The sequence below is a fragment of the Halorubrum marinum genome (assembly GCF_048381195.1).
GTDB lineage: Archaea > Halobacteriota > Halobacteria > Halobacteriales > Haloferacaceae > Halorubrum.
On record NZ_JBLWMM010000006.1, the window covers coordinates 46,046 to 71,316 of the forward strand.

Here is a 25,271-nt window from a genome sequence, read left to right on the forward strand (position 1 = left end):
CTGTGGGCACTCGGTCCCCGCTGTCGCATCGTTTCTCCTCCCCGACGATCGAGGCCCGTTCCAGAAGCCGTATATCGCCGGAGACGAACCCTTCACCGAACAGCCGTGCTCGAACCAGTCCGCCGTGCGCTTGGCCGCGACGATAGGGGAGCCCCCGACGACACGGGCGGCGCGAGAGACGACCGGTCGTCGCTCGGCCTCCTCCTGTTGAGCGGCGCGATCGCCGCGCTCGTCGCCTCCCCGCTGTTGTGGCTCGTCCTCCGCGCCTCGCAGGTCGCCTCGACGGAGCGTGCGCTCGAACTGGTCGTCTCGGCGCGCACCGCTGAGATCCTCGTCAACAGCGTGAGCCTGATGCTCGCGGTCACCGTCGCGTCGGTCGCCATCGGCGTCCCGCTCGCGGTGGTCACCACGGGGACGGACCTGCCGTACGACCGCTTCTGGACGATCGTCGCGGCGCTCCCGCTCGTCATTCCGAGCTACATCGGCGCGTTCGCGTTCGTCCGCACGTTCGGCAGCGGCGGCGAGGTCAGCTCCGCGCTCGACGTCCCGCTTCCGACCGTCGACGGCTTCTGGGGGGCGGTCGTCGTCATCACGCTGTACACGTACCCGTACGTGTTCCTGTCGACGCGGGCGGCGCTGCTCTCCGTCGATATGACGCTGGTCGAAGCCGCGCGCAGCCTCAACGTCGGGCCGATAGCCGCCTACCGTCGCGTGATATTCCCGCAGATACGCCCCGCGATCGCTGCGGGAGCGCTGTTGGTCGCTCTCTACGCGGTCTCCGACTTCGGGACGCCGGCGTTCATGCGGGTGAGCGTTTTCACCTACGAGATCTACGTCGAGTCCGGATCGTTCAACGTCGAGTACGCGGCGCTGCTCTCGATGCAACTGCTCGCGGTCACGGCGGTCATCCTCCTGATCGAGGCCCGGGTGGGACGCGACTCCGGCTCCGCGGCGGGCGGCCGCACCGCCCGCATCCGACTCGGCCGATGGCGATGGGCCGCGATGGCGGCGATCGGCGCGATCGGTGCCGTCACGCTCGTCGTCCCGGTCGCGATCTTCGGCGTCTGGATACTCCGGGGGCCGGACACGGCGGTGCCCTCGCTCGCGTTCGAGTGGGGGTACGCGCTCAACTCCGTGTACCTCGCGACGATGGCGGCCGCGGTCGCCTGTCTGCTCGCGATCCCGGTCGCGTACACCTCCGTCCGGTCCGACTCTCCGCTCTCGCGGATTTTCGAGCGCGCGACCTACGTCGGATTCGCGGCACCCGGGGTCGTCATCGGACTCTCGCTCGTCTTCTTCGGTGCCAACTACGCCCCGGCGATCTACCGGACGGTGCCGCTGCTGGTGTTCGCGTACGTCGTCCGGTTCCTCCCGCAGGTGGTCGGCACGACGCGCTCTGCGGTGTTGCAGGTCGACGACAGGCTCGTCGAGGCGGCCCGGACGCTGAACGCCGGTCCCGTCGAGACGTTCCGGAAGGTGACGCTCCCGCTGATCCTCCCGGGCGTCGTCGCGGGCGGGGTCCTCGTCTTCCTCACGACGATGAAGGAGCTGCCGGCGACGCTGATGCTCCAGCCGATCGGCCTCGACACGCTCGTGACCATCGTGTGGGCCGCCCACGAGTCGCTGTACTATCAGTACGCCGCGGTCCCGGCGCTGATACTGGTGCTCATCTCCGGACTCTCGATGGTCGTGTTGCTCAGACAGGAGTCCGGCTTAGGATAGCACGAGCGGGGCGCGGCGTCGGTCACCTACGGTTTTCGAACCCGAATTCGCCCGTCGGCGTCGACCGTGACGAACAGCCGACGTTTGACCTCGCGACCGCGGACCGCGTCGCCGGCGCGGTCGCCGATCGCCTTCATCAGATCCGGTGCGGTCTGGTTTACTTTCACGCCCGCCTCATCGCAGGCGTCGTACACGCGCTTTGGAGCGTCGTACAGGTCCGTCCCGGCCTCGATTTCGACGCGGACCGGCGCAGTGAGTGCCTCCGCGAACGCGATCGTCTCCTTCGCGCGCTCGACGTTGTCGCGAGCGCTCGCCTCGACGCTGGAGACGTTCGCGCGCGACGTGCCGAGCCGCTCGGCGATATCGGACTGGCGGAGCCCCCGCTCGCGGAGCGCTAACACCTCCGCTTGGCGGTCGGTGAGGACGCTCGCGTCGGCGTCGAACCCCGCCCGCTCCAACAGGTCCGCGGCGTCGACATCAGTGAGGTCGTCGAGATCGTCGAAATCGTCGCCGCCGGTCGGATCGTCGTCTGCGACCATACTCGCGGCGACGGGCCGCTCGCTCAAAAAACGGCGGTTTCGACGGGCGGAGCCCTCCCGACGGGTTCACCGGTCGGGACATCTGAGACGGATCGGCGGCGTCTGGACTGTCCGTGGGGTGTGACCACCCCGAGACGCACTTACTTGCCCCAGAAGTTCTCGCGGCTGCCGAGCCGCTCCCGGTCGGGACGATCGCGGCGACGATCGCCCGTCTCGTCTGCGTCGTCCTCGTCGGCTGCGTCCGCGTCGTCGCCTTCGCCCTCCTCGTCGGGATCTTCGGGGAGGCGCTCGACGACGTCCCGTGCGGTCGCGTGACTGGATTTCACGCGGTGAATTCGGACCTCGGCGCGCGCCGGCGGCAGGAGGCCGTCGACGAGAACGATGAAGCCGTCGTCGGTCCGACCGACGCCGGCCCCGCTCTCGTGGATGTCGTCGACTTCGACGACGACTTCCTCGCCGGGCTGAACCGGCTGCTGTTTCAGTTCGTAGATGGGCATGTCGTAGTGGTTACACCACTCCGCGCCGCCCTTGTTGCCGTAGTGCTGACACCCCATCCCCTGAATTCGTTCGTCGAAGCTGGGGCAATCGTCGGCGAGTGGACAGTCCGCCATACCGTAGGGGAGACCGGCCGCCGTTGTAAACGTTTTCGACTGAGCGGTCGAAACGGCGGAATATCGCCGTGTTGTCGGGTCGAAGCGTGTCGTCTGGTTCAGCGGTTCAGCCGTGGCTACGTGGAACGGTCGGTCTCTGCGCGTCGCTCACAAGAACTCTCGTACCTCGGAGTACCACATGTCGTGGCGGTCGACCGCGCCCACGGCGTCGGCCACGTCGACCGCGATCGCGTGCCAACACCGCTCTGACGGGTCCTCGGCGTCGAGGTTGTACGTCGCGTCCGCGCAGGTGCACTCCCCGTCTTCGACCACGTACTCGTCGTCGTGGCCGACGACGACGGTGAAATCGCGGTAGCGTTTCACACGCCCCTCACCGACCGCCTCGATCGCTCGCTTCCCGCGATCGCCATGGTCCGCGACGATGCCGGCGGCGATCGGGGCGGTGAGCTCTCCGGCGTCCGCGATCGCCGTCCCCCAGTCGTCGACCGGCTCCATGGCGACCCGTTCTCGGGCGCTCGGTTAAACACCGTCGGTCAGTTCTGGCGGTCCGCCGACCGCTTCCCGGTGAAATTGTGTGATTAACTTAGCGTGTCGTTTCCGTACGACGACGTATGACCGAGGCCTCAGACGCGGGTTCGTCGACAGGGACGGACGACACGCCTCCCGTTCGGGTCGGGGTGTTGAGTTTTCACAACAGCAAAGAGACCAAAGCGATCTGTAACGCCGTTCGCGCGCTGGGACACGAACCGGTGTGGCTCCGCGAGGAAAACGCTCGGTCTTGGATCGGCGCCGGGAGCCTCTGTTTCGACCCCGACGTGGATATCGTCGCGAACCGCCTGCTGACGACGAAGGCCGCACAGCCGCTCGACGACCTCGGCATCGCGACGATGTACGTCGCTTCGTGTCCCGTCTTGAACCCGCCCGCCGTCGCCGTCCGGGCCATGCACAAGTACGGTTCGGCGGCGACGCTCGCCGCGGCCGGGGTCCCGGTTCCAGACGCCTACATAGCCTTCACGCATCGAACGATCAACGAGGGGAACCGCCTCACGGGCGAGAAGGCGGTCCACAAGTCCGCGATCGGGACGCACGGCGCTCGGATGTCGATCGTCAGCGCCGCCGACGTCGTCTCTCCGCACATCGACCGCCGTCGGGCGTTCTTACAGGAGTTCATCGACACCGGCACGGAGCGTCCGTTCGACGTCCGTGCGTACGTCGTCGGCGACCGAGTCGTCGGCGCTATGAAACGGTACGCGCCGGCGGACGAGTGGCGCACGAACGTCGCCGTCGGCGGGGAAGTGGAGGACTTCACCGCCGACCTCCCCGAGGAGGCGGCGCGACTCTCTCGGGAGGCGGCCGACGTGCTCGATCTCGACTACGCCGGCGTGGACCTGCTGTGCCGCGACGGCGCGTGGTACGTCCTCGAAGTGAACGTGACGGCCGGATTCAAAGGGCTCTTCGAGGCGACGGGGATCAGTCCCGCACCGCACATCGCCCGCCTCGCGATCGAGCGCGCCGGCGGTCGGGTCGACCCCGACCGCGTCACCGCCCTCTCGACGGTGTTGGACGACTCGGTCCCGGCGTGTAAGCCGTCACTCACTCCGGAGCCGGAGGGTCCACTGACGATCGGCTACACCGAGCGCGTGACGGTGAGTGCGGGCCGCCAGTCGGCAGCCGTGATCGCCAAGTCCGACACCGGCGCCCAGCGGACGAGCATCGACTTCGATATCGCGGCGGAGATCGGTGCCGGCCCGATCGTCGACACCGTCTACGTGAAGTCCGGCTCGCGGACCGGGCGGCAGAAGCGTCCGCTGGTCGAGATCGACGTCAAGGTCGGTGACCGCTGGCAGACGGTGACCGCGAGTCTCGAGAACCGGAGCCACATGAACTACCCCGTGCTCCTCGGTCGAGACCTCCTCGACGGCTACCACGTGGACGTCACGAAGCGGGCGTCCGAAGAGTGAACTACCTGACTCAAGGAGAGAGTCCCGCCGTTCACGGCGAGGGCGATGTCATTCCACTCGGACCGTTCGCGTCGCTCTCACCGGCATCAGCGGCAGGTCCGGAAAGACGACCTCGACGACGAACTCCAGCGTGTCGGCGTCCGGCGGACCGAACACGCCGACCGGAACCGTCGTCTCGCCGTCGAGGTACGTCGTCGTCTCGGTCATCTCCACGTCGTTGACGGTGACGCGGATTCCCGTTCGGGCCCGACCGGAGACGGTCGCGACGGCGACCTCGCACATTTCGTTCTCGCCGACGGCGACGGTCTCGGGGAACGCGCCCCAGTCGACCTCGATCCGCGGGCAGTCGCGTGCCGCCTCGACGATCCGATCGGCGACGGAAGCGCTCAGTCCCGCCCCTTCCAGCGCGCTCGCGCCGGCGTCGACGACCTCGCCCGGCGAGGTGAGTCCGGCGTTCGCCAGCCGCTCGGCGCGGCCGGAGCCGACCCCGTCGATCGCGGTGAGCGCGACCGCTTCCCGAGAGACGCCGTGTTCGACCCGCGCCTCGACGCGGCAGGCGAGGTTGGCGGCGCGCGCGCCGGCGAACCGGTCGAGGAACTCCGAGAGCGCGGCCAGCAGTCGAAGCGCGTTCTGTCGGATCACCCACGCGTCGGAACGGAGATCGCCGGGGACCGAGTCGGCCATTCCCGCGAGCAGGATGGCGAACACCTTGCGGTGGCCGTCTTCGAGGTCGGTGTCGTGGCCGTCGAGGATCCGGTCGATCGCGTCGGCCTCGGCCGAGCGCGCGGAGACGGAGTCGAACTCGCCGGCGGCCGCGACCGTCTCCAAGATCCGGTCGACGGTCAGCGCGTCGCGCTCGGCGAGCCGGCGGAACCGACGGGCCGTGTCGAGTCGGAGATAGTACTTCGACGCGAGCCGGCCGAGCGCTGACGGCTCGATAGCGAGGGTGTCGTCGGCCGCGACGAACCCGTCGTCGACGAGGGACTCGAGGGTGTCGCGCACGCGGTCGCGGAGGGTGCCGAACGCGTACTCGTCCGGCTTCGACTGCGCGCGGACGTAGTAGAAGGTGGTCTCTAACCACGCCATCACGTCCTCTAACCCCCGTATCGTCCCCATCGCGATCTCCGCGTTCAGGTGCGATTCGAGCTCGGCCGCGAGCCGGGACTCGATGTCTTTCCCCTCCCGCAGCAGCTCGCGGTACTTGTCGGCGTCCGCGCGGTCACAGACCACCCATCCGTACCCGACGTCGTCGTAGCCCGGCCGTCCCGCCCGCCCGAGCATCTGGAGCACGTCGAGCGGCGAGATGTCCGTCTCGCCCTCCAGCGGGTCGTGGTACTTCGTGTCGCGGATGACGACGCACCGCGCGGGGAGGTTGACGCCCCACGCGAGTGTCGACGTCGAAAAGAGGAACTTGATCTTCCCCTCCTTGAACCACTGCTCCACCTTGTCGCGGTCGTCTTTCCCGAGTCCCGCGTGGTGGAAGCCGACGCCGTCGGTGACGGACTGTCGGAGGGTGTCGTTCGTCAGCTCTTTCGCCTCGTTGTGGAAGTCGTAGTCGCCCCGCGAGTCGATCGGGATGTCACGCTCGGTGATCTCGTCGCGGGCCTTTTTGGCGGCCTGCACCGTGTCCTGCCGCGAGGAGACGAACACGAGCGCCTGCCCGTCCTCGCGGACGTGCGGCTCGGCTAAATCGAGCGCGCGGTAGAGCCGCCGGTACTTGTCGGCGAACGCGTTCGAGCCGTGCGAGTACGTCTTCACGCCGGTCTCCAGATCGACCGGCCGGTACTCGTCGCCGAACTCGTAGGTCGTCTCCGCGGGGGCGTCGAGCCACTCCGCCACGTCGGCGACGTTCGGCATGGTCGCCGAGAGCGCGACGACGCGCGGGTCCTGCAGCCGGCGGAGCCGCGAGACGGTGACTTCGAGCACCGCGCCGCGCTTCTCGCTGTCGAGCAGGTGCACCTCGTCGATGACGACGCAGTCGACGTCGGTGATAAAGGAGTAGCGCGCGGAGTCGTGTTTCCGCGTCGCGCTGTCGGCCTTCTCCGGGGTCGTCACGAGCACGTCCGCGCGCTCGGCGCGGCGCGGGTTCAGGTCGCGCTCGCCGGAGACGACGTACACGGAGTAGCCGAGCTCCTCGAACCGCTCCCACTCGGTCTCCTTCTCGTTGGTGAGCGCGCGCAGCGGTGCGATAAAGAGGGCGGTCCCGCCCGCCGAGAGGGTCCGACAGATCGCGAGCTCGGCGAGCGCGGTCTTGCCCGAGGCCGTCGGCGCGGACGCGACCACGTTGTGATCGGTCTCTAAGATCCCCGGCAGCGCCTCGCGTTGCATTCGGTTGAACTCCTCGAAGCCGAACGCGTCGGCGAACTCCGGCACCGCGTCCGCGACCTTCACGGCACACCACACCCGTGGACGAGTCGACGGCGACCGCGGCTGATTCGCATTGGATCGAGACGGGGGCTTCGAGGGCAAAGGCGTTTCTCATACGGTCGGCGAGGCCGGGGACGCCTCCGACCACGGTCGGCGGCCGGATCGGCCGTTCCCCGAAACCACGCCCGTCGACAACCCCGAGCGTTTACGTGACCGCGGGTCAACCGCCCGGTATGATACCGTCATCGCCGATCGTCGTCGGGACCGCCGCCCTCGTTCTGCTCGTCGTCCTGCTGCTGATCGTTCGCCGCGTCCGCGGCCCGTCCGCCGACGCCCGGGACTCGAAGCGCGCGCACGACGCCGCACAGGAGCGGGACCCGCCGGTCGAGATCGGCGAGACGTACGAGTTCGGCGTCACCGAACTCACCGACCACCACTCGGGTAACGAGGTCGCCGTCGGCAAGGTGGAGGGGTTCGTCCTCTTCACCCAGGACATCCCGAAAGACATCAGCGAAGGCGACGTGATCCGCGCGAAGGTCCTCTCGTTCAACGAGGGACGCACCTCCGCGGACGCGACGTTCGTCACGAAGGCGTGAGGCCGCGGTCACGGCACGTCGCACGCGTCGGACCGGTCCATCTCCGCCCGGACCGGTTCACCTCCGCCCCGAGCATGAGGTTCATAGGTGATGCCGACGAAGGGCCGTCGTAATGGCTCAGGCCGGGAATCAGGATCTTACCGAGCGGTTCATTCAGTTTTACCGCAACTACTATCGCGAGGAGATCGGCACCCTCGCACAGCAGTACCCCAACGAACAGCGCTCCCTGTACGTCGACTACGACGACCTGTACCAGTTCGACCGCGACCTCGCCGAGGACTTCCGCACGAAGCCGGACCAGATGCGCGAGTACGCCGAGGAGGCGATTCGGCTCTACGACCTCCCCGCCGACGTCAGCCTCGGCCGCGCGCACGTCCGGATCGAGAACCTCCCCGATAGCATCGACATCCGCGGCATCCGCGTGCACGACGACCACATCGGAAAGCTCGTCTCGGTCAAAGGGATCGTCCGGAAGGCGACCGACGTCCGCCCGAAAGTGACCGAGGCGGCCTTCGAGTGCCAGCGCTGCGGGACGATGACGTACATCCCCCAGAGCGACGGCGGCTTCCAGGAGCCCCACGAGTGTCAGGGGTGTGAGCGGCAGGGTCCCTTCCGCGTCAACTTCGACCAGTCGGAGTTCATCGACTCCCAGAAGCTCCGGATCCAAGAGTCTCCCGAGGGACTCCGGGGCGGCGAGACGCCCCAGTCGCTCGACGTCGACATCGTCGACGACATCACCGGGAAGGTGAGTCCGGGCGACCACGTCACCTGCGTCGGCGTCCTCCACATCGAACAGGTCGAGCAAGGCAACGAGAAGTCCGCCATCTTCGACCTGTACATGGACGGCGTCGCCATCGCCATCGAGGACGAGGAGTTCGAGAACATGCAGATCACCGAGGCGGACAAACGCGAGATAATCGAGCTCTCCAACCGCCCCGACATCTACGACGCGATGGTGAAGTCGATCGCCCCCGCCATCTACGGCTACGAGGAGGAGAAGCTCGCGATGATCCTCCAGCTCTTTTCCGGCGTCACCAAACACCTCCCCGACGGCTCTCGGATCCGCGGCGACCTCCACATGCTCCTGATCGGGGATCCGGGTACCGGAAAGAGTCAGATGATTTCATATATCCGACATATCGCGCCGCGTTCAGTCTACACCTCCGGCAAGGGCTCATCGTCGGCGGGGTTGACGGCCGCAGCCGTACGCGACGACTTCGGCGACGGCCAGCAGTGGACGCTCGAAGCCGGTGCACTGGTGCTCGCCGACAAGGGGATCGCTGCGGTCGACGAGCTAGACAAGATGCGATCGGAAGATCGATCGGCCATGCACCAGGCGCTCGAACAGCAGCGGATCAGCGTGAACAAAGCCGGGATCAACGCGACGCTGAAGGCGCGGTGCTCCCTGCTCGGCGCGGCGAACCCCAAGTACGGTCGGTTCGATCAGTACGAGCCGATCGGCGAGCAGATCGACCTCGAACCCGCGCTGATCTCGCGGTTCGATCTGATATTCACGGTGACGGACACCCCGGACCCCGAACACGACTCGCGGCTGGCCAAACACATCATCAAGACGAACTACGCGGGCGAGCTCAACACCCAGCGCGAGGAGCTGACGACCTCGGAGTTCACCGCGGAGCAGGTCGCGGAAGTGACGCAAGAGGTCGCTCCCGAGATCGAGGCCGAGCTGTTACGGAAGTACATCGCCCACGCGAAACGAACGTGTTTCCCGACGATGACGGAGGAGGCGAAGGAACTGATCGAGGAGTTCTACGTCAACTTGCGTTCGAAGGGCGCCGACGAGGACGCGCCGGTCCCCGTCACCGCCCGGAAGCTAGAGGCGTTGGTGCGGCTCGCGGAGGCGAGCGCGCGCGTCCGCCTCTCGGACACGGTCGAGCGCGAGGACGCCGACCGGGCGACGAGCATCGTCGAGTCGTGTCTCAAGGACATCGGCGTCGACCCGGAGACGGGGCAGTTCGACGCCGACGTGGTGGAGACCGGGACTTCGAAGAGCCAGCGCGACCGTATCAAGAACATCAAGGCGCTCATCGCCGATATCGAAGAGGAGTACCAGGAGGGCGCGCCTGTCGACGAGGTGCTCGACCGCGCCGGAGAGATCGGGATGGACTCGGGAAAGGCCAAACAGGAGATCGAGAAGCTCCGCACGAAGGGCGAAGTGTACGAACCGAAGCAGGGGCACCTACGGACGACGTAGATGGACCGCATCTCCGCCATCCGGAACGTCGAGGACGCGCTCCGCGCGTTCGAGAACGGCGAGGCCGACCTCGCGAACACGGAGCGACGCGTCGCAGCGGTCCTCCGGACGTACGCGACCGAGTTCGACGGCGAAGACGACGTCTTCCGTGCGGTCGGGGAGGAGCCGGTCGACGGACGGATCGTCGTCGCCTCGTCGGCACCGGCGGCCAGGGAGCGCGTCCTCGTCCTGTCGGGGTTCGATCGGGCTGTCGGCGGCGGCGACAGCCCGGACGAAAACCCCGATTCGGGTAGGGAAGACGATTCAGATTCTCAAAACGTGTCCGACAACCTGACAGCACGGAACAACGGCTCAGTCCCCGAGTTCGAGATCGAAAGAGTCCGATAAACGTACTAGTCCGGAAGGGCTAAGTTTCAGAGCCGACCAGCCGAGGTCGTGTTGTTGGTCGTGACGTATTCGTCGGCGGCACGGACCGGCCTCCGGAATCTGTGTCGTCGCCATGGGGAACCTGTCGTCCGTCGCTTCGGCCGCGCGGCACTGCTCGACGCGACGGAGTACGCCGCGTTTCTCGCGCTCCGACTCCGCGAGACGCACGGCGGCGACGTACAGATCGAGCGCACCGAGCCGTTCAACGAGTTCGCCGCGCTCGACGACTCGGTCCGCGAGGCCGCGAGCGCCTACGCGGATCGGGACGCCAAAGCGACGCCGTACGCGGCGTTCGCCGCGGGAACGGAGCACCCGGACCCGGAGACGCTGCGGGGCGAAGAGCTGTGAGACGGTCGATCGACCCGCCTGATGCGGTCGATCCGTCAGAGGCGGCTGACCGCGACGAACGCTCCACCGCTCGGTGCGTCGACGAACCCGTCGTGGCTCGTCCGGCGAGGGTACTCGCGCGGATACCCACCGGGACGAGCCTGCGGGCCGAGCTTGCGGCGGCCGCGCGGTCTCGCGGGCGGCGCTCGTCCCTCAGAGCGGAACTGGTCGACCTGCTCGATACCCTCGCGGACATTACCGTCGAGCCGGTCGATCTCGACGCCGCGCGTCGGCGGGTCGCCGAGGCGAGCGGAGCGGAAGCGCGGCTCAAAGAGCGCGTTGCGGCGCTTCGCGGCGACGTCAGAGCCCGCCGTGCGGTCGAGGCCGAAACCGACGAGACGCTCGCTGACCTCGAGGCGGCGGCCGGCGAGCTGTCGGACGCCCAGACGGACCGCATCGCCGCGGAGCAGGCGCTGGAGCACGCGAGAGCACGAGCCGCCGAAGTCCGCGATCAGCGAGAGCGCCGGTTGGAGCTCCGAGACCGCCTCCAGAACCGCCGGCGTGACGCCCGCCGGGAGCTCGCCCGGGATATCTACCCCTCGTTCCGCGTCGCGCTGGCGTCCGTGCCGGGCGGTGACCCGTCTACCGCCGGCTCGGAGCCGTCGGCGTACGACGGTGAGGCGCTCGCGGCGTCGCTCGCCGCGGTCAAGATTGCAGATATCGAGGGACCGGTCACCCTCGATGAGGCTGCCACAGCTCGGCTCGACGACTGGGACGGCACGGTGCCCGCCGTGGTGGCTGACGCCGGAACGCCGGCAGACAGGACCACGATCGACGGTACCGCGGGTCGGGTTGGAACGGCCGAAGACGAGTCCTGATCGCTCCGCGAATTTAAATACTATTCCGCGGCACCCGGCGTATGGACCTGACGTGGAGCGTCGATCGAGACGCCGGCGTGTCGATGGTGCGCTGTCGCGTACGCAACGACGGCGCGGTTCGACGTCGAGTTCGGATCCGGAGCCGGTTCGACGGACCGGTGCTCCCGCCGCGACGCGCCGGCGTCCCCGAAGCGGGGTGGGACGAGACGGGTGTGACGCTGCGGCTCGACCCGGGCGAGCGACGCGCGCTCGGATTTGCCGCGGTGGCCCCGTCGATCGAACCGCCCGTGGAGCTCACCGAGACGGAGCCGATAGCCGGGCACGACGGCGAGTTGTCGGTCGCCCGAGAGCGCGGCGGGACGACCGTCGCCGATGCGCTCCGTACGCTGGGGGATCACCGCCCGCCGAGGTCGGCGGTCGAGAGCGGCGCCGACGGAGGAGACCGTATCGCTGTCGACGCCAACGGCGGGGGCAGTGACGGTCGCGCGAACGACGCCGCAAGCGGAAGTGACGCCGACAGCGGGAGCGAAGGAGACGCCGTCAGAGGAACTGAGGGGGGCGACGAGCCACAGACAAACCTCGATACCGACGGTGCGCTTTCCGCCGAAACCCGCACCGCTACCCCGCCTCCCGCGGCGGCGGAACCGATCGACGCGTGGCTCGACGCGGTCGAGAAGCGGATCGAACGCGCGGAGCGGTTGACCGACGCAGATCTCGAGACGGCGACGGCGATGGTCGAGTCCGCCGGCGGTCTCGACGAGCTCCGATCGCTGGACGACCGCATCGCGACGGATGCGGAACGGCTCCGAGCGGTGAGCGAACGGGCGTCGTCGCTGGCGGCCCGGGCGGAGGCGTCCGACGCGCCGATCGACGCGATGGAGCGAGTAGCGTGATCCTCGCGGTCGCCGGCGGCAAGGGCGGCGTCGGAAAGACGACGCTCGCGTACAACGTCGCCGCCGCGCTCGACGCGGTCGTCGTCGACGCCGATCTCGGCATGGCCGATCTGCCGGGCGGTCCCGGTCCGGATCTCCACGACGTGCTGGCTGGCGCCGCCGACCCGATCGAGACGGTGCGATCCGGGCTGGTCCCGATCGCTCCCTGCGGTCGGACGCTCGCCGGTGCCCGCGCGTGCGACTTGACGCGACTTGAGGGCGCGGTCGGGACGCTGGAGCGCGAGTTCGGTACCGTCGTGCTCGACTGTCCGGCGGGGCGGCGCGCCGACGCGGGCGTCCCGCTCGCGCTGGCCGACGCGTGTCTGCTCGTGGTCTCGCCGCGCGCGTTCGCGCTGGCCGACGCGATCCGGACGCGGGCGCTCGCCCGCGAACTCGACGCGGGACTCGTCGGCTGTGCGGTCAACCGAGTCGTCGAGGCACCGCCGCGGGACGCCATCGCCGACGCGCTCGGGGCTCCCGTCGCTGTCGTCCCCGCGGATCCCCGAGTCGGCCGATCCGTCGAAACGGAGCGCCCGGTCGTTGACGCCGCTCCCGAGAGCGATCCCGCCGTCGCGCTCCGTGAGCTCGCACGGCGCGTGCCTCGCTGAGCGCTCAGAATGCCGGGTCGATCCCGGCCGACATCGATTCGTTTTATTCGGTCCCGCCACGACGGGGATCCATGCTCGCGGCCGCGTTCCTCGTCGGTGTCGTCGTTCTCGCCTTCCTCGCGGTCGAGGTCGGGCCGCTGTACGTCACCGACCGGTTTCGCGATCTGCGAGAGCCGACGGACCCGGAACGCGCCGAACTCGACGCGCTCCGTGCGGCCGCCGGACTCGACGTCGATCGGGTCGCGATCGTCGAGACGAGCGGCGACAACTCGATCGACGTGGCGGCTCGCGGTCCGCCGCGCCGCCGCGTCCTATTCGTCACCGATACCGTGCTTGACGAGTTAGACGAGGACGTCGCAGTCGGACTTCTCGCGGCCGAGGCCGGGCGCGTACAAACCTACTACGGTGAGTTCCGAGCCGTTTCCATCGCGGTCGTGCTCGGCCTACTGGCGGGTATCGTCACCACGACCGTCCCGTTCGAAGCGGGATTCGCGTCGCTCGTGCTCATCGGGCTCTCGGCGTTCTGGGTCGGGCGACGGGTGCAGTACGCGGCGGACGACCGCGCCGCAGACGCGGTGGGGGCGGGGCGAGTCGCCGACGCCTTCGAGCGGGTCGCAGCGGTTCGCGGGGTCGAACCGGAGACGAGCGACTGGTCGACGTGGTTCGAGGTGCAACCGCCGCTCGGCGATCGGATCGCGGCGCTTCGTGAGCGGGCGAATTCGGAACGCGCGTGAGGGTGATGGTGTCCGGAACCGCAATCGGTGTGGTGGCGGCGTCGCCCGACGGCCAGCGTTACTCGCCGGATCGGCGGACGACAACGTCGCTATCGGTGACCGTGACCTCGTACTTCATGACGGTAAACGAGACGGAGACTCCGGTTCCGGGGCGGGCGTCCACGAGCGCGTCGAGCGCGTCGGGGTCGACGTGGTCGAACAGAACGATTCCCGTTTCGTCTGCGAGGTCGGCTGGTTCGATGTCGGCGAGGTCGCCGATCCCCTCGACGACGGCGAGACTCGGGAGCGTGTCGTCGGCGGCGTAACCGACTCGCACCGTCTCTGGTGTCGGGTCGCTATCGCCGATATCTGCCGTTACGCTGCTCATACCGCCAGTAATCCGGTTCGGCATATAACTATTCCTCGTCGTTAATCACGTTTGATAATTCGCGTTTGACGACGTATCTTGTCAGTTGGTGCCCGTCGCGACTCGTCGACCCACAGTGATGGGTTCACGCGTCCCGTGAGGGGCGTGCGCCCGCCACTCCTCTCGGCGACGTGCCGGAACCGTTACCAACCACCCACACCCGTATGCATACAACTCGAATGCGACTCCCGGAACGACAGCTCGCGGTCCTCGAAGCCGCGAGCGCGACGGACGAACGGACGATAGACGAGATCGCGGCCGAAACGGGCCTGAAACCCGAGACGGTCGTCGGCGCCGCCTTCGACCTCCGCGACGAGGGGTTGATTTCGGTCGCTGAGCACACCGCCGACACGCTCGATCTCACCGACGAGGGACGCGCGTACGTCGACGACGGGCTCCCCGAGACGCGGCTCTACCGGGCCGGTCTCGCGCTCGATGCGGACGACGAACCGGTCTCGATGGGGCGAGTCATCGGCGAGGCGGACCTCGAGGGCCCCGAGGTCGACATCGCGCTGTCGAACTTCGCCCGCAAGGGATTCGGCTCGATCGACTCGGGCGAGCTGACGGTCGACATCGACGCCGATCCCGATACCGATCCCGAGGCCGCCGCGCTCACAGCGCTCGCGGCCGGAGAGACGCCCGATGTCGACGAGTCGGTGCTCGACCAGCTCGACTCACGTGGCCTCGTCGCTATCGGCGAGTCGGTCACCCGCTCGCTGACGCTCACCGACGAGGGCGTCGACGCGCTGATGACGGGCGTCGAGGCGACGGAGACGGTCGCGCAGGTCACCCCGGAACTGCTCGCCAGCGGCGAGTGGGAGGACGTGGAGTTCTCGGAGTACAACGTCGAAGCCGACGCGCCGGCGATTTCCGGCGGACGGAAACACGTGCTCCGCCGGACCGCGGACCGCGTGAAAGACGTCTTGGTCGGGATGGGCTTCCAGGAGATGGAGGGGCCACACGCCGACAGCGACTTCTGGATCAACGACTGCCTGTTCATGCCGCAGGACCACCCGGCCCGGACGCACTGGGACCGGTTCGCGCTGGACGTCCCGCCGATGGAAGGCATTCCGGACGAGCTGATCGCTCGCGTCGAGGCGGCCCATCGCGACGGCTGGGGGATCGACGGCGACGGCTACCACTCGCCGTGGTCCGAGGAGTTCGCCCGCGAAATCGCCCTGCGTGGCCACACCACGTCGCTGTCGATGCGCTACCTCTCCGGAGTCGCCGGCGCCGAGCTAGAGCCGCCGCAGCGGTACTTCTCCGTCGAGAAGGTGTACCGAAACGACACGCTCGACCCGACGCACCTCCTCGAGTTCTACCAGATCGAGGGATGGGTGATGGCCGAGGACCTCTCCGTACGCGACCTGATGGGCACCTTCGAGGAGTTCTACCGGCAGTTCGGGATCACGGACATCCGGTTCAAGCCGCACTACAACCCGTACACGGAGCCGTCCTTCGAGCTATTCGGCGAACACCCCGAGACGGGCGAGGAGATCGAGATCGGCAACTCGGGGGTGTTCCGCGAGGAAGTCACCGGCCCGCTCGGCGTCGACTGCGACGTGATGGCGTGGGGGCTCGCCCTCGAACGGCTCGCCATGCTGACCACCGGCGCGGAGGACATCCGCGACCTCCACGGGACCTTGGCTGACATTGAGTTCCTGCGGAACGCGGAGGTGAGCTACTGATGCCCGTCGTCGACATCGACACCGACGAGCTGCGCGGACTCACCGGCCGCACCGACACGACCGACGAGGAGTTCAAGAATGACCTGTTCGGGCTCGGGCTGGAGTTCGAAGGGGAGACCGACGACGGACTCCTGCAGTTCGAGTTCGCGCCCGATCGGCTCGACAGGCTCTCGGTCGAGGGAGTGGCGCGCTCGCTGCGCTACCACTACGGCGACGACCGCGGCGTGTACGTCCCCGACACCAACGACCCCGAGTGGACGATCGAGGTCGACGAGTCGGTCCCGGACGAGCGCCCCTACGTCACCGGCGCCGTCGTCCGCGGCGTCGACCTCGACGAGGGCGCGCTCGACTCGCTGATCCAGCTGCAGGAGAAGCTCCACGCGACGATGGGTCGCGGCCGCGCGAAAGGCGCGATCGGGATCCACGACCTCGCGATGCTCAAGGGCGCACCGCTGCAGGAGGGCGCCGAGCCGTCGATCACCTATCGCGGCGTCGACCCCGACGGCGTCTCGTTCGTCCCGCTCGACGCGAACGACGAGCTGACGCCGAACGAGGTGCTGGAAGAACACGATACCGGCCGGACCTACGCCGATCTCGTCGAAGGCCTCGAACGCTACCCGGCGATCTACGACGAGCTGGGGCTCTTCTCGTTCCCGCCCGTGATCAACGGGAAGCGCACCGAGGTGACGACGGGCTCCCGCGAGCTGTTCGTCGAGCTGACCGGCACCGATCAGTGGACGATCGACCGGATGTGTACCATTATCTGCTATGCACTCTCCGCGCGCGGTGCGACGATCGAGGAGGTCGAGGTGAACTACGCCGACGGCGCGACGCACCCGAGCGAGTACGGCGCGGAGCTGGTCCGTCCGAACCTCGACACCGACGAGAAGACGGTGAGCCACGACCGGATCGAGACGCTGCTCGGGGTCGAGTTCGAACCCGAGGAGGTGGTCGACTGCTTCGAGCGCGCCGGTCTCGACGCGAGCTACACGCTCGACGAGGCGGTGCGCTACGAGGTGGTAATTCCGCCGTACCGCGTCGACGTGCTCCACCCGCTCGATCTGATCGACGACGTGGGACGCGCGTACGGGTTCGACAACTTGGAGCCGCGCTATCCCGACGTGGGGACCGTCGGCGGGCGCCACGAGCGCTCGCGGCTGGAGGACGCCGTTCGGACGAGTCTCGTCGGCCTCGGCTTCGAGGACCTGCTGAACTTCCACATGACGAGCGGGAGGGAGAACTACGAACGGATGCGCGTCGAGCCCGGAACCGGCGGCGCGGCCGTCGTCGAGGCGGACGGGGCGAGAGCGGACGTCGCGTCCGCGGCGTCCGCGGCGTCCGAGGAGCGCCAGCCGCTCGCGGGCGTCGGCGTTCTGGGCGGTGGCGACCCGGTCTCGATCACGGAGCCGTACAGCGAGGAGTACACGCAGCTCCGGACGTGGGCGATCCCGTCGCTGATCATGCTGCTCGAACGGAACACCCACAACACGTATCCGCAGGACGTCGCGGAGGTCGGCTTCGTCGCCGAGCGCGACGAGACGCAGAACACGAACGTCACCGAACGCCGCCACGTCGCCGGTGCGGTCGCGCGGCGTGACGCCTCCTACGAGGCCGCGAAGGGGCGGCTACAGGCGGTGTGTGACGACTTCGGCGCCGATCTGGAGACGCCGCGTACCGACCATCCCTCCTTTATCGACGGGCGGACGGCCTCCGTCGTGATCGACGGCGAACCGGTCGGAGTGATCGGCGAGGTGCACCCGGCCGTGCTCGTCGAGCACCACCTCGAGGTGCCGGTCGCGGCCTTCGAGTTCGACCTCGACGCGCTCCGGTAGTCGACGAGAACCGACGAAACGGCGATTCGAACGATCGCTGCTGATCCCGGGATCCGAGTGGGATCTGAATCACAAAATACTTGTGCCGCTTGTGGAAGAGTTTTCGCATGAACTGCGAGAAGTGCGGAACCGATGCGCCGGTCTACCACCGCGATGTCGACGGCTTTGCGTACTACCTCTGTGTGACCTGTTCGGAGGAGTGGGATGCGGTACGGGAAGGACCGACGGCCGCCGACTCGGCGGGTCGCTCGGTCGTCTAGTAACGAACTGCTCGGTCGTCTAGTAGCGGGACCGCTTGGGCGTCCGATAGCGCGGTCGGTCTAGTCGTCGAACCCGTCTTCCCATCGGAACGTCCCGTCGCGCTGGACGAGTTCGCCGTCGACCTCCAGCCGCGAGCGCTCGCTCACGTCCGTTATCATGTCGACGTGGACCGCGCTGTCGTTGCCAGATTCGCCCTCGGGGAGACAGGCGTCGTAGGCGCGACCGACGGCGAGATGGACGGTGTCGCCCATCTTCTCGTCGAAGAGGATCGAGTCGGTGAACCGGTCGATACCTCGGTTCATCCCGATCCCCAGTTCGCCGAGGCGACGAGCGCCGGGGTCGGTGTCGAGCACGCTCGCGAGCGCCTCCGCTCCCGTCTCGGCGTCGAAGTCGACGACCTCGCCGTCCTCGAAGACGAGGTGAACGTCGCGGACACGTGTCGCGTCGATCGTCATGGGTACGTCGAAGAAGACCTCGCCCTCGGTGGCGTACGGGGCGGTGAACACCTCGCCGGACGGGAGGTTGTGCGAGTCGTACGCGACGGACGCGGCGGAGTTGACCGCGGTCCGGCCCGCGATCGACATCGACACGTCGGTGTCGGGGGCCTCGTCGCGCTCGGTGACGATCCGGACCTCGTCGCCCGCGTCGAGGATCGCTTTCATTTCGGCCATCTCCTCGGCCAGCGCCTCCCAGTCGCGGAGCACGGCGTTGTAGACGAACTCCTGGTACTCCTCGTAGGCCATCCCCGCCTGCTGGGCGAGGCTGCGCGTGGGGTGGACGGTCGACACCCAATCGGTGTCCATTCGTGCCTCGCGGACGCCCTTGCGGGCTTTCGCGTAGGCCTGGCGGGTCTCGCGGTTCACGTCCGCCGTCGCCGTGGTGTTGCGGCCGCCCCCGATCCGGAGGTAGGCGTCGGCGGTCTCGAAGATCGCGCGGTCGACCGCCGGGTCGTCGTCGAAGTCGCGACCTTCGCTCTCGGCTCCTTTTAAGTACGCGCGAGAGAGCTCGTCGGAGCCGTACAGCGTCGTCACGTTCGCGCCGCGCTCGCCGAGCGCCTCGGCGACGGCGACGCCCAGTTCGTGGGCGTCTTCGGCGACGCTGACGACGACGTCGTCCCCGGTCTCGATCCGTGCGCTCCAGTCGACGAGCACCGCGGCGTGCTCGCGTACGCGTTCGTCCATAATACTCGGTAGATTGCGGGGGTGCGGTAAATCGGTGCCGGGATGGCGATCGTCGCGCAGACCCAGCGGGAGTTGGTTTGTAAGCGAATGGCAGCAGGTTGATCGGAACCATCCACAAAGCCCCAGCCTCGTCGCTCGCTCGCAGGCGCACAGGGCGAGAGCGGAGCTCCCGCTTGCAGTCGGCGCGAAGCGCCGCCGACGCCACCGCAACTCAAATCATAAATAAACGTCAGTACACCCCTGGGCGGTCTACTCCAGATCGAGTAGCGTCGCGACCTCGTCGAGGTACTCGTCGTAGATCCCGACGGCGGACTCGATCGGGTCCGGCGAGGCCATGTCGATACCGGCTCGTTCGACGACGGCGAGCGGGTAGTCGGAGCCGCCGGCGGCGAGCATCTCGCGGTAGTCGGCGGCCGCCGATTCGCCCTCGTCGAGGACGCGCTCGACGATCGCCGCGGCGGCGGAGATGCCGGTCGCGTACTGGTAGACGTAGAAGTCGTAGTAGAAGTGCGGGATGCGCTGCCACTCGCGCTCGATACCGCCCGTGAGCTCGGCGGGCTCGTAGTAGTCGCCCTTGAGGTCGGCGTACATCTCGTCGAACGCGTCGGGCGTGAGCGCCTCGTCGGCCTCCACGCGCTCGTGGATCCGCTGTTCGAACGCGGCGAACATCGTCTGACGGAACAGCGTGGAGCGGAACCGTTCGAGGTACTCGTCGAGCACGTGGGTCCGCAGCTCGTCGTCCTCGACCGTATCGAGGAGGTGGTGAGTAAGGAGGGTCTCGTTGACCGTGGAGGCGATCTCCGCGACGAAGATCTCGTAGCTCGCGTCGTGCCACGGCTGGGCGTCGCCGGCCAGCTCCGAGTGCATCGAGTGACCCAGTTCGTGTGCGAGCGTGTACATCGAGGAGATGTCGTCCTGGTAGTTCATCATGATGAACGGCTGCGTGTCGTAGGTCCCCGAGGAGAACGCGCCGGAGCGCTTCCCGCGGTTCTCGTACACGTCGACCCACCGCGAGTCGATCCCCTCGGCCATCCGTTCCTGGTACGCCTCGCCGAGCGGCGCGACCGCCTCGATCACCCACTCGCGGGCCTGCTCGTACCCGACATCAGGGCCTTGATCGCCCGTCAGTGACATGTACAGGTCGTGGCTCTCCAGCTGCTCGACGCCGAGGGCCGCCTCCTTCAGGCGAGCGTGACGGTGGAGCACGTCGAGGTTCTCGTCGACCGTGTCGACGAGGGTGTCGTACACCGCCACCGGGACGTTCGAGCCGTCGAGCGCGGCCGCTCGGGCGGAGTCGTAGTCCCGGATCTCGGCGGTCGTCACGTGCTCGCGCACGGCCTTTTCGAGGCTCGTGCCGACCGTGTTGCGAACGTCTTCCCACTCGTCGTAGAACGTCTCGTGGACGCGGCGGCGGAACTCGCGGTCGGGGTGTTTCTGGAGCTTCGTGAAGTTCGCCTGACTGATCTCGACGGTCTCGCCGTCGGGGTCCTCGACGACGCCGTAGGTCATGTCGGCGTTCGTCAGCATCGAGTAGATCTCGCTCGGCGCGTCGGTCACCTCGGAGAGGTCCGCGAGCACCTCCTCGACCTCCGCCGAACGGGTGTGGGGTTTCATTCGCAACACGTCGTCGAGGTAGTGTTCGTACTCGGCGAGCGCGGGCTCCGCGTCGATGAACGCCTCCACGTCCGCCTCGCTGAGCGACTGCAGTTCGGGTTCGAGATACGAGATCGCACTCGACGCCTCCGAGCCGAGCGACGACGCCTTCGCCGACATCGCCTGGTACTCCTGGTTGCGGGTGTCCTCGGCGCTACGGAGCTGCGCGTAGGTCATCACCTGCTGGAGGTCGCGGAAGATGTCCTCGCGGAGTTCGAGGAGTTCGAGAAGCGTCTCGGCGTCCGCGGTCGCTTGGCCCTCGTACGCGCGGAGCTCATCGATCCGCTCGGCGGTCGCCTCGTAGGCGGTCTCCCAGCTGTTGTCGCCCACGTAGATGCTCTGGAGGTCCCACTTGTACGCCTCCTCAATCTCGGATCGTTCGGGAACCGAACTCATACCGAGAGGTTGGACCCTCGCACACTAAGCCTTGTCAAAACCGGAAAGCGGGCGGGGGTGAGCGTCGACTATCTGCTGGCGGGGGTGAACACTCGCTACCCGCCAGCGGCCCACTTCGCGAGGTCGGCGATGAGCACGATCGCGTCCTCCCCGTCGCGGTAATACCGCGAGACGCGTCGGATCGGCTCGAACCCTTCGCTCGCGTACAGCGAGCGGGCGGGTGCGTTGCTCTCTCGAACTTCGAGCCGGACGACAGCGACGCCGAGCCCGCGGAGCCGCGCGAGCGACGAGCGGAGGAGCGTGCGACCGATGCCCTCCCCCCGCGCGTCTGGGTGGACCGCGAGGTCCTTGACGTGGCCGATATCGCGCCCGTGGTTCGGGGTCCGGTCGGCGACGACGTAGCCGACGACCGCACCGTCGCGCTCGGCGACGAGGAACCCGGGTTCGTCCACCAGCCGCTCGAAGGCGTCGTAGGGCCACGGGTCCGCGAAGCACGCCCGCTCGATGCGTATCACTTCGAGCAGATCGGCACGCCCGACCGGGCGCACGCTCACGTCGAGAGGAGTCACGAGCCGGGTTCGTGCGCGGGCAAAATAAACACGACGGGACGAGCGTTCTCACCGGTCGACCCACGGCGCGGACGCCTCGACCGCCTCGGAGCCGGGCGCACGGACCGCGAAACACGCGCCTTCCGGTACGGACACGCCCGCGGGCGCCTCAACGTCGGTCCTGTTGGGGCAAGCGTCGACGGTCCGCCCGCGTGATTCGACGACCTCTCGGACGGTATCGAGCCCGTAACTCGTCGCGTCTTCGCGGGTGGTGAACCCCGTCTGGAAGACGTGTTCGCGATCTCTGGGGCCGATCTCGGGACGACTGGCGGCGACGAAATAACCCGAGTCAGAAGCGTTAAACGCTCGCCGCGGGTACGCGGCTGTGAGGGCGCGTAGCTCAGCGGACAGAGCACTTGGTTCCGGACCAAGATGCCGCGGGTTCAAATCCCGTCGCGCCCGTTCGTTCGCTTCGCTCGCGTGGATCCCGTCGCGCCCGCATCGTTCTACTCGCATGACTGCGGCGAGATAGACGCCGGAGTGCTGCGAGGCGCGTGCTTTCGTTTGATGGGTGACTGTCCACTGGTGTATCAGCGAGGTTCGCGTCCGTCCAAACTGGACTCACTAGAGAAGATCACTCGCCGATTGACCGATTCCGCTCTCGCGGGTGGAAAGACTCTCTCGAATCTAGCGTGGTTCAACCACTGAATAGAGCAGGTTATAGTCAGCCCAGGAACCTAGTTGTACTCTCCGGCTCGTGATTGAATCAGCCGTGAGGGCCTGCGTAGACCCGTGCGTGTTCTAGCAGTTCAAAAAGATATTCCGACGATCGCGAGAATAACCCACCAGTCTTCTCTTGATAAGGGACGGTCAGATCAATCGACACAGCCGCTATACAGAACTAGTCTTGAGGGACTGTGTTCGCTGGTTGCTCCGTCGCAGGGGCGGGCGGCTCGTGCGTCCCGAAGTCTGGGTGCGTCTCTTCCATCCAGACGTACACGATCGCGCCGGAGATGAACATGAGAAGTGCAGTCATGTAGAATGCGGCTTCGGCGCTGACGAACTCCATCGAAACTCCGATCAGGATTGCACCGACTGCGTAGCCGGAGTCACGCCACATTCGATAGACACCCATACCCGCTGACCGCCACGTCGGGTGAGCAGCGTCGCTCGGCACAGTCATCAGGTTCGGATACAGTAACGCCATTCCCAAGCCGGAGACAGCGGCCAAGACGGCCCACGCGAGGTATCCCTCTACGAGTACCATTCCGAGGACGCCGGCTCCCGCGAGGAACATCCCCCAGATGACGGGCGGTCGGCGGCCAATACGGTCAGCGAGCCCACCGGTCGCGATCTGGAGGAAGTACATCGCGCTGTGGATTCCGACGACGACACCGACAGCCGCAATACCGAGACCCTGACTCACCAGATACAGCGGGACGGCGATCCAGAACAGCGTATCCACGAAGTTCTCGATGTGGCCCGCTTGAGCGGCAGCGAACAGCGTTCTGTCGCCGTAGGTCGCCCGCTTCACCACTTCGTTGAACGGCAAGTTCGCGTCGCGGTGGTCGTCACCGCCTTCGGCCTGGGCGTACTGGACGGTCTCTTTGATCAGGAAGATCGAGATGAGGAACGCCAGCACGACGACTATCGCGAGGAAGTAGAACGGTTCGGGCCGGAGGCTCCACTGCCCAGCGATGACGCCAGTGAGCCACGCACCGACAGCGACACCAGTGTATCCGAACGACTCGTCGATTCCGACCGCGAGACCGCGCTGGTCGGGTCCTGCGAGGTCGATCTTCGCGTTGATCGCCATACTCCACGTCAACGCTTGGTTGATACCCAGCAGGATGTTTCCGACCGTGATCCACCCCCAACTCGGAGCGAAGATGAGGATGATCGGTAGGGGGAGTGCCGTCGCCCATCCGGCGACGAGAACCGGCTTCCGGCCGTACTCCTCGCCCCATTTGCCAGCGTAGAGATTGAGGATCGACTTCACGATCCCGAACGAGACGACGAACGAACCGATAACGAGGAACGACGTGACGCCGAGGACTTCCTCTCCCAGAACGGGGACGACGGTCCGTTCGGACCCGATGGTCAATCCGGTGGCGAACACCAGCAGGACGTGTAGCGAGAACTGCCCGAGGTGCTCGCGGATACCCTGTTTGATTTCAGTTCCTGTGCTCATGGGGTTATTCGGCAGCGCAGTTGTTGGGACCCAACTCCAGTTCAGCTAACTCGTCGGCGGGAACCGACTCCTGGCCGACATTCGTTCGCTTGACGCGCTCGAAATTCGGGGGATGGTCCGGGATATCCGACGCGAGTTCTCTGACGAACTCGGCGCGGCCGCGGTCGAGATCCGTATTCCGTTCTGTGACCTCAGCGAGGGTCGCCGTCACCGGCGGTTCAGGCGAGCCAGGATCGTGTGCAGGCAGCACAACCGCGTCGTCCGGCCTGTTCAGCAGCCGCTGCAGGCTCTCGTAGAGCGTCGCAGCGTTCTGTTCGACGTCGGAGTCTTCGATACCGGCTTCGACGCCGAGTTCGACACGCCCGACGCTCTCGTGAAAGAGCGTATCGCCCGTGATCAGCGCTGCACCGTCGATATCGAACGAGACGCTCCCTTCGCTGTGTCCCGGTGTGTGAATAACCTCGATATCGAGACCGCCGACCGTGACAGTCTGTCCGTCCTCAACCGGCGTCGCATCGATGGCGAGCGCATCCTTCGGGTGGAGATAGTACGGGACGTCGTGACGACCCGCGAACTCCGCAGCACCCGAGACGTGGTCAGCGTGGGCGTGGGTGTCGAAGACACCGACGAGGTCGGCGTCGTCCCCGTCAAGAATCGCGTCGTACTCATCGAGGTAGTGCGAGGGGTCGAAGACTGCGGCTTCACCGGCTGAGACGAGGACGTGTGAGAGGCAGCCCTTCCCCGGGCGTGCGACCTGAACGAGCGTGCCGTCGAGGTTTACTGGTACTTCTGCGTGGCGGTGCACACGGCTCCAGCCATTCATCCCGTCGGTGAGCGTCACCGCATCGTAGTCCAATTCTCGGAGCACTTCCGTCGCCGTCTCCGAGACGACACCTGCGGCGCAGACCGTAACGATCTCCGCTTCACGGGGAAGGTCCGAAAGAGGCCCCTTGGCTCGTTCAGGGCTATCGGTCAATTCGTCGTAGACATCGACGTTGATACTACCCGGAACACGCCACTCTTCGAACTCTTCTCGGTGGCGAATATCGAGGACGAGTGGCTTGCCGTCGCCATTACGTACCTGTTCACTGAGTGCTTCCGGCGAGATCTCCTGCATCGGTGTTTATCGATACGAGGTATCTCTGTATATGAACACTGCCGGACATGACCGGCACCGTTAAAATCGATTAGCTCAAAAT

General features: G+C 67.1%; 22 protein-coding genes, 1 tRNA gene and 1 pseudogene. 14 read left to right on the top strand and 10 right to left on the bottom strand.

The window, feature by feature from the left end; translation table 11 throughout:
* Positions 1-204: 204 nt before the first annotated feature.
* A complete protein-coding gene (locus ACNSN4_RS09570; RefSeq protein ID WP_418286354.1) occupies positions 205-1,722 on the top strand; it encodes an ABC transporter permease in 1,518 nt (505 codons plus the stop codon).
* A gap of 26 nt (positions 1,723-1,748) precedes the next feature.
* Here ACNSN4_RS09570 and ACNSN4_RS09575 read toward each other — a convergent pair whose 3' ends face one another.
* The 3 genes from ACNSN4_RS09575 to ACNSN4_RS09585 all read right to left on the bottom strand — a co-directional run bounded on the left by ACNSN4_RS09575 (position 1,749) and on the right by ACNSN4_RS09585 (position 3,367).
* Positions 1,749-2,261 (bottom strand): Tfx family DNA-binding protein, encoded by a 513-nt coding sequence (locus ACNSN4_RS09575; protein WP_418285597.1) that lies wholly within the window; start codon positions 2,259-2,261, stop codon positions 1,749-1,751.
* 140 nt (positions 2,262-2,401) lie between these two features.
* Positions 2,402-2,872: a TRAM domain-containing protein gene (locus ACNSN4_RS09580; protein ID WP_418285598.1), complete on the bottom strand. Its 471-nt coding sequence runs from the start codon at positions 2,870-2,872 to the stop codon at positions 2,402-2,404.
* Positions 2,873-3,019: 147 nt separating this feature from the next.
* On the bottom strand, positions 3,020-3,367 hold the full coding sequence (locus ACNSN4_RS09585) for a hypothetical protein (protein ID WP_418285599.1): 348 nt from the start codon (positions 3,365-3,367) through the stop codon (positions 3,020-3,022).
* Positions 3,368-3,483: 116 nt separating this feature from the next.
* Between ACNSN4_RS09585 and ACNSN4_RS09590 the strand changes: the two genes are divergently transcribed.
* Entirely contained in the window at positions 3,484-4,833 is a 1,350-nt protein-coding gene (locus tag ACNSN4_RS09590) for a putative ATP-dependent zinc protease (RefSeq protein ID WP_418285600.1), read from the top strand.
* Positions 4,834-4,881: 48 nt separating this feature from the next.
* Here the strand turns inward: ACNSN4_RS09590 and ACNSN4_RS09595 are convergent, their stop codons facing one another.
* A complete protein-coding gene (locus ACNSN4_RS09595) occupies positions 4,882-7,224 on the bottom strand; it encodes a DEAD/DEAH box helicase (protein ID WP_418285601.1) in 2,343 nt (780 codons plus the stop codon).
* Positions 7,225-7,433: 209 nt separating this feature from the next.
* On the opposite strand from ACNSN4_RS09595, the gene ACNSN4_RS09600 reads away from it, so the two are divergent.
* The 8 genes and pseudogenes from ACNSN4_RS09600 (at position 7,434) to ACNSN4_RS09635 (ending at position 13,916) form a co-directional block, all read left to right on the top strand.
* Positions 7,434-7,796, top strand: coding sequence for a TRAM domain-containing protein (locus tag ACNSN4_RS09600; RefSeq protein WP_418285602.1), 363 nt, complete (start codon positions 7,434-7,436; stop codon positions 7,794-7,796).
* Positions 7,797-7,908: 112 nt separating this feature from the next.
* Positions 7,909-10,011, top strand: coding sequence for a minichromosome maintenance protein MCM (locus ACNSN4_RS09605; RefSeq protein WP_418285603.1), 2,103 nt, complete (start codon positions 7,909-7,911; stop codon positions 10,009-10,011).
* Positions 10,012-10,284, top strand: a pseudogene (locus ACNSN4_RS09610) (DUF7854 family protein); the annotation flags it as partial. It abuts the gene before it with no gap.
* A gap of 162 nt (positions 10,285-10,446) precedes the next feature.
* Complete coding sequence (locus tag ACNSN4_RS09615) at positions 10,447-10,785, top strand: DUF7855 family protein (RefSeq protein ID WP_418285604.1); 339 nt, start codon at positions 10,447-10,449, stop codon at positions 10,783-10,785.
* Positions 10,782-11,642, top strand: a complete 861-nt coding sequence (locus tag ACNSN4_RS09620; protein WP_418285605.1) for a DUF7856 family protein — start codon at positions 10,782-10,784, stop codon at positions 11,640-11,642. Before ACNSN4_RS09615 ends, ACNSN4_RS09620 begins: the two co-directional genes overlap by 4 nt.
* A 41-nt stretch (positions 11,643-11,683) precedes the next feature.
* Positions 11,684-12,535 (top strand): DUF7857 domain-containing protein, encoded by an 852-nt coding sequence (locus ACNSN4_RS09625; RefSeq protein ID WP_418285606.1) that lies wholly within the window; start codon positions 11,684-11,686, stop codon positions 12,533-12,535.
* Positions 12,532-13,182, top strand: a complete 651-nt coding sequence (locus tag ACNSN4_RS09630) for a MinD/ParA family ATP-binding protein (RefSeq protein WP_418285607.1) — start codon at positions 12,532-12,534, stop codon at positions 13,180-13,182. Before ACNSN4_RS09625 ends, ACNSN4_RS09630 begins: the two co-directional genes overlap by 4 nt.
* A gap of 71 nt (positions 13,183-13,253) precedes the next feature.
* Positions 13,254-13,916 (top strand): M48 family metalloprotease, encoded by a 663-nt coding sequence (locus ACNSN4_RS09635; protein ID WP_418285608.1) that lies wholly within the window; start codon positions 13,254-13,256, stop codon positions 13,914-13,916.
* 58 nt (positions 13,917-13,974) lie between these two features.
* On the opposite strand, the gene ACNSN4_RS09640 is transcribed toward ACNSN4_RS09635, so the two are convergent.
* A complete protein-coding gene (locus tag ACNSN4_RS09640; RefSeq protein WP_418285609.1) occupies positions 13,975-14,283 on the bottom strand; it encodes a HalOD1 output domain-containing protein in 309 nt (102 codons plus the stop codon).
* A gap of 218 nt (positions 14,284-14,501) precedes the next feature.
* Between ACNSN4_RS09640 and pheS the strand changes: the two genes are divergently transcribed.
* From pheS to ACNSN4_RS09655, 3 genes are all read left to right on the top strand, one after another.
* A complete protein-coding gene (pheS, locus tag ACNSN4_RS09645; protein ID WP_418286355.1) occupies positions 14,502-16,010 on the top strand; it encodes a phenylalanine--tRNA ligase subunit alpha in 1,509 nt (502 codons plus the stop codon).
* Positions 16,010-17,842, top strand: a complete 1,833-nt coding sequence (gene pheT / locus ACNSN4_RS09650) for a phenylalanine--tRNA ligase subunit beta (protein WP_418285610.1) — start codon at positions 16,010-16,012, stop codon at positions 17,840-17,842. Before pheS ends, pheT begins: the two co-directional genes overlap by 1 nt.
* A 107-nt stretch (positions 17,843-17,949) precedes the next feature.
* Positions 17,950-18,102 carry a hypothetical protein gene (locus tag ACNSN4_RS09655; protein ID WP_418285611.1) on the top strand — a complete coding sequence of 51 codons (153 nt, stop codon included), beginning with the start codon at positions 17,950-17,952 and terminating at the stop codon, positions 18,100-18,102.
* Positions 18,103-18,162: 60 nt separating this feature from the next.
* Here ACNSN4_RS09655 and ACNSN4_RS09660 read toward each other — a convergent pair whose 3' ends face one another.
* The 3 genes from ACNSN4_RS09660 to rimI form a co-directional block, all read right to left on the bottom strand.
* Entirely contained in the window at positions 18,163-19,284 is a 1,122-nt protein-coding gene (locus ACNSN4_RS09660) for an aminopeptidase (RefSeq protein ID WP_418285612.1), read from the bottom strand.
* A 249-nt stretch (positions 19,285-19,533) separates the two neighbouring features.
* Positions 19,534-21,333 (bottom strand): oligoendopeptidase F, encoded by a 1,800-nt coding sequence (gene pepF / locus ACNSN4_RS09665; RefSeq protein WP_418285613.1) that lies wholly within the window; start codon positions 21,331-21,333, stop codon positions 19,534-19,536.
* Between the two features lie 95 nt (positions 21,334-21,428).
* Positions 21,429-21,902, bottom strand: coding sequence for a ribosomal protein S18-alanine N-acetyltransferase (rimI, locus tag ACNSN4_RS09670; protein WP_418285614.1), 474 nt, complete (start codon positions 21,900-21,902; stop codon positions 21,429-21,431).
* Positions 21,903-22,270: 368 nt separating this feature from the next.
* On the opposite strand from rimI, the gene ACNSN4_RS09675 reads away from it, so the two are divergent.
* A tRNA-Arg gene (locus ACNSN4_RS09675) sits at positions 22,271-22,343 on the top strand.
* Between the two features lie 439 nt (positions 22,344-22,782).
* Here ACNSN4_RS09675 and ACNSN4_RS09680 read toward each other — a convergent pair.
* Together ACNSN4_RS09680 and ACNSN4_RS09685 are read right to left on the bottom strand one after the other, a co-directional pair.
* The gene (locus ACNSN4_RS09680) at positions 22,783-24,072 is read right to left on the bottom strand and encodes an MFS transporter (protein ID WP_418285615.1); all 1,290 of its coding nucleotides are present in this window, start codon (positions 24,070-24,072) and stop codon (positions 22,783-22,785) included.
* A gap of 4 nt (positions 24,073-24,076) precedes the next feature.
* A complete protein-coding gene (locus ACNSN4_RS09685; RefSeq protein ID WP_418285616.1) occupies positions 24,077-25,189 on the bottom strand; it encodes an MBL fold metallo-hydrolase in 1,113 nt (370 codons plus the stop codon).
* Between the last annotated feature and the right edge of the window lie 82 nt (positions 25,190-25,271).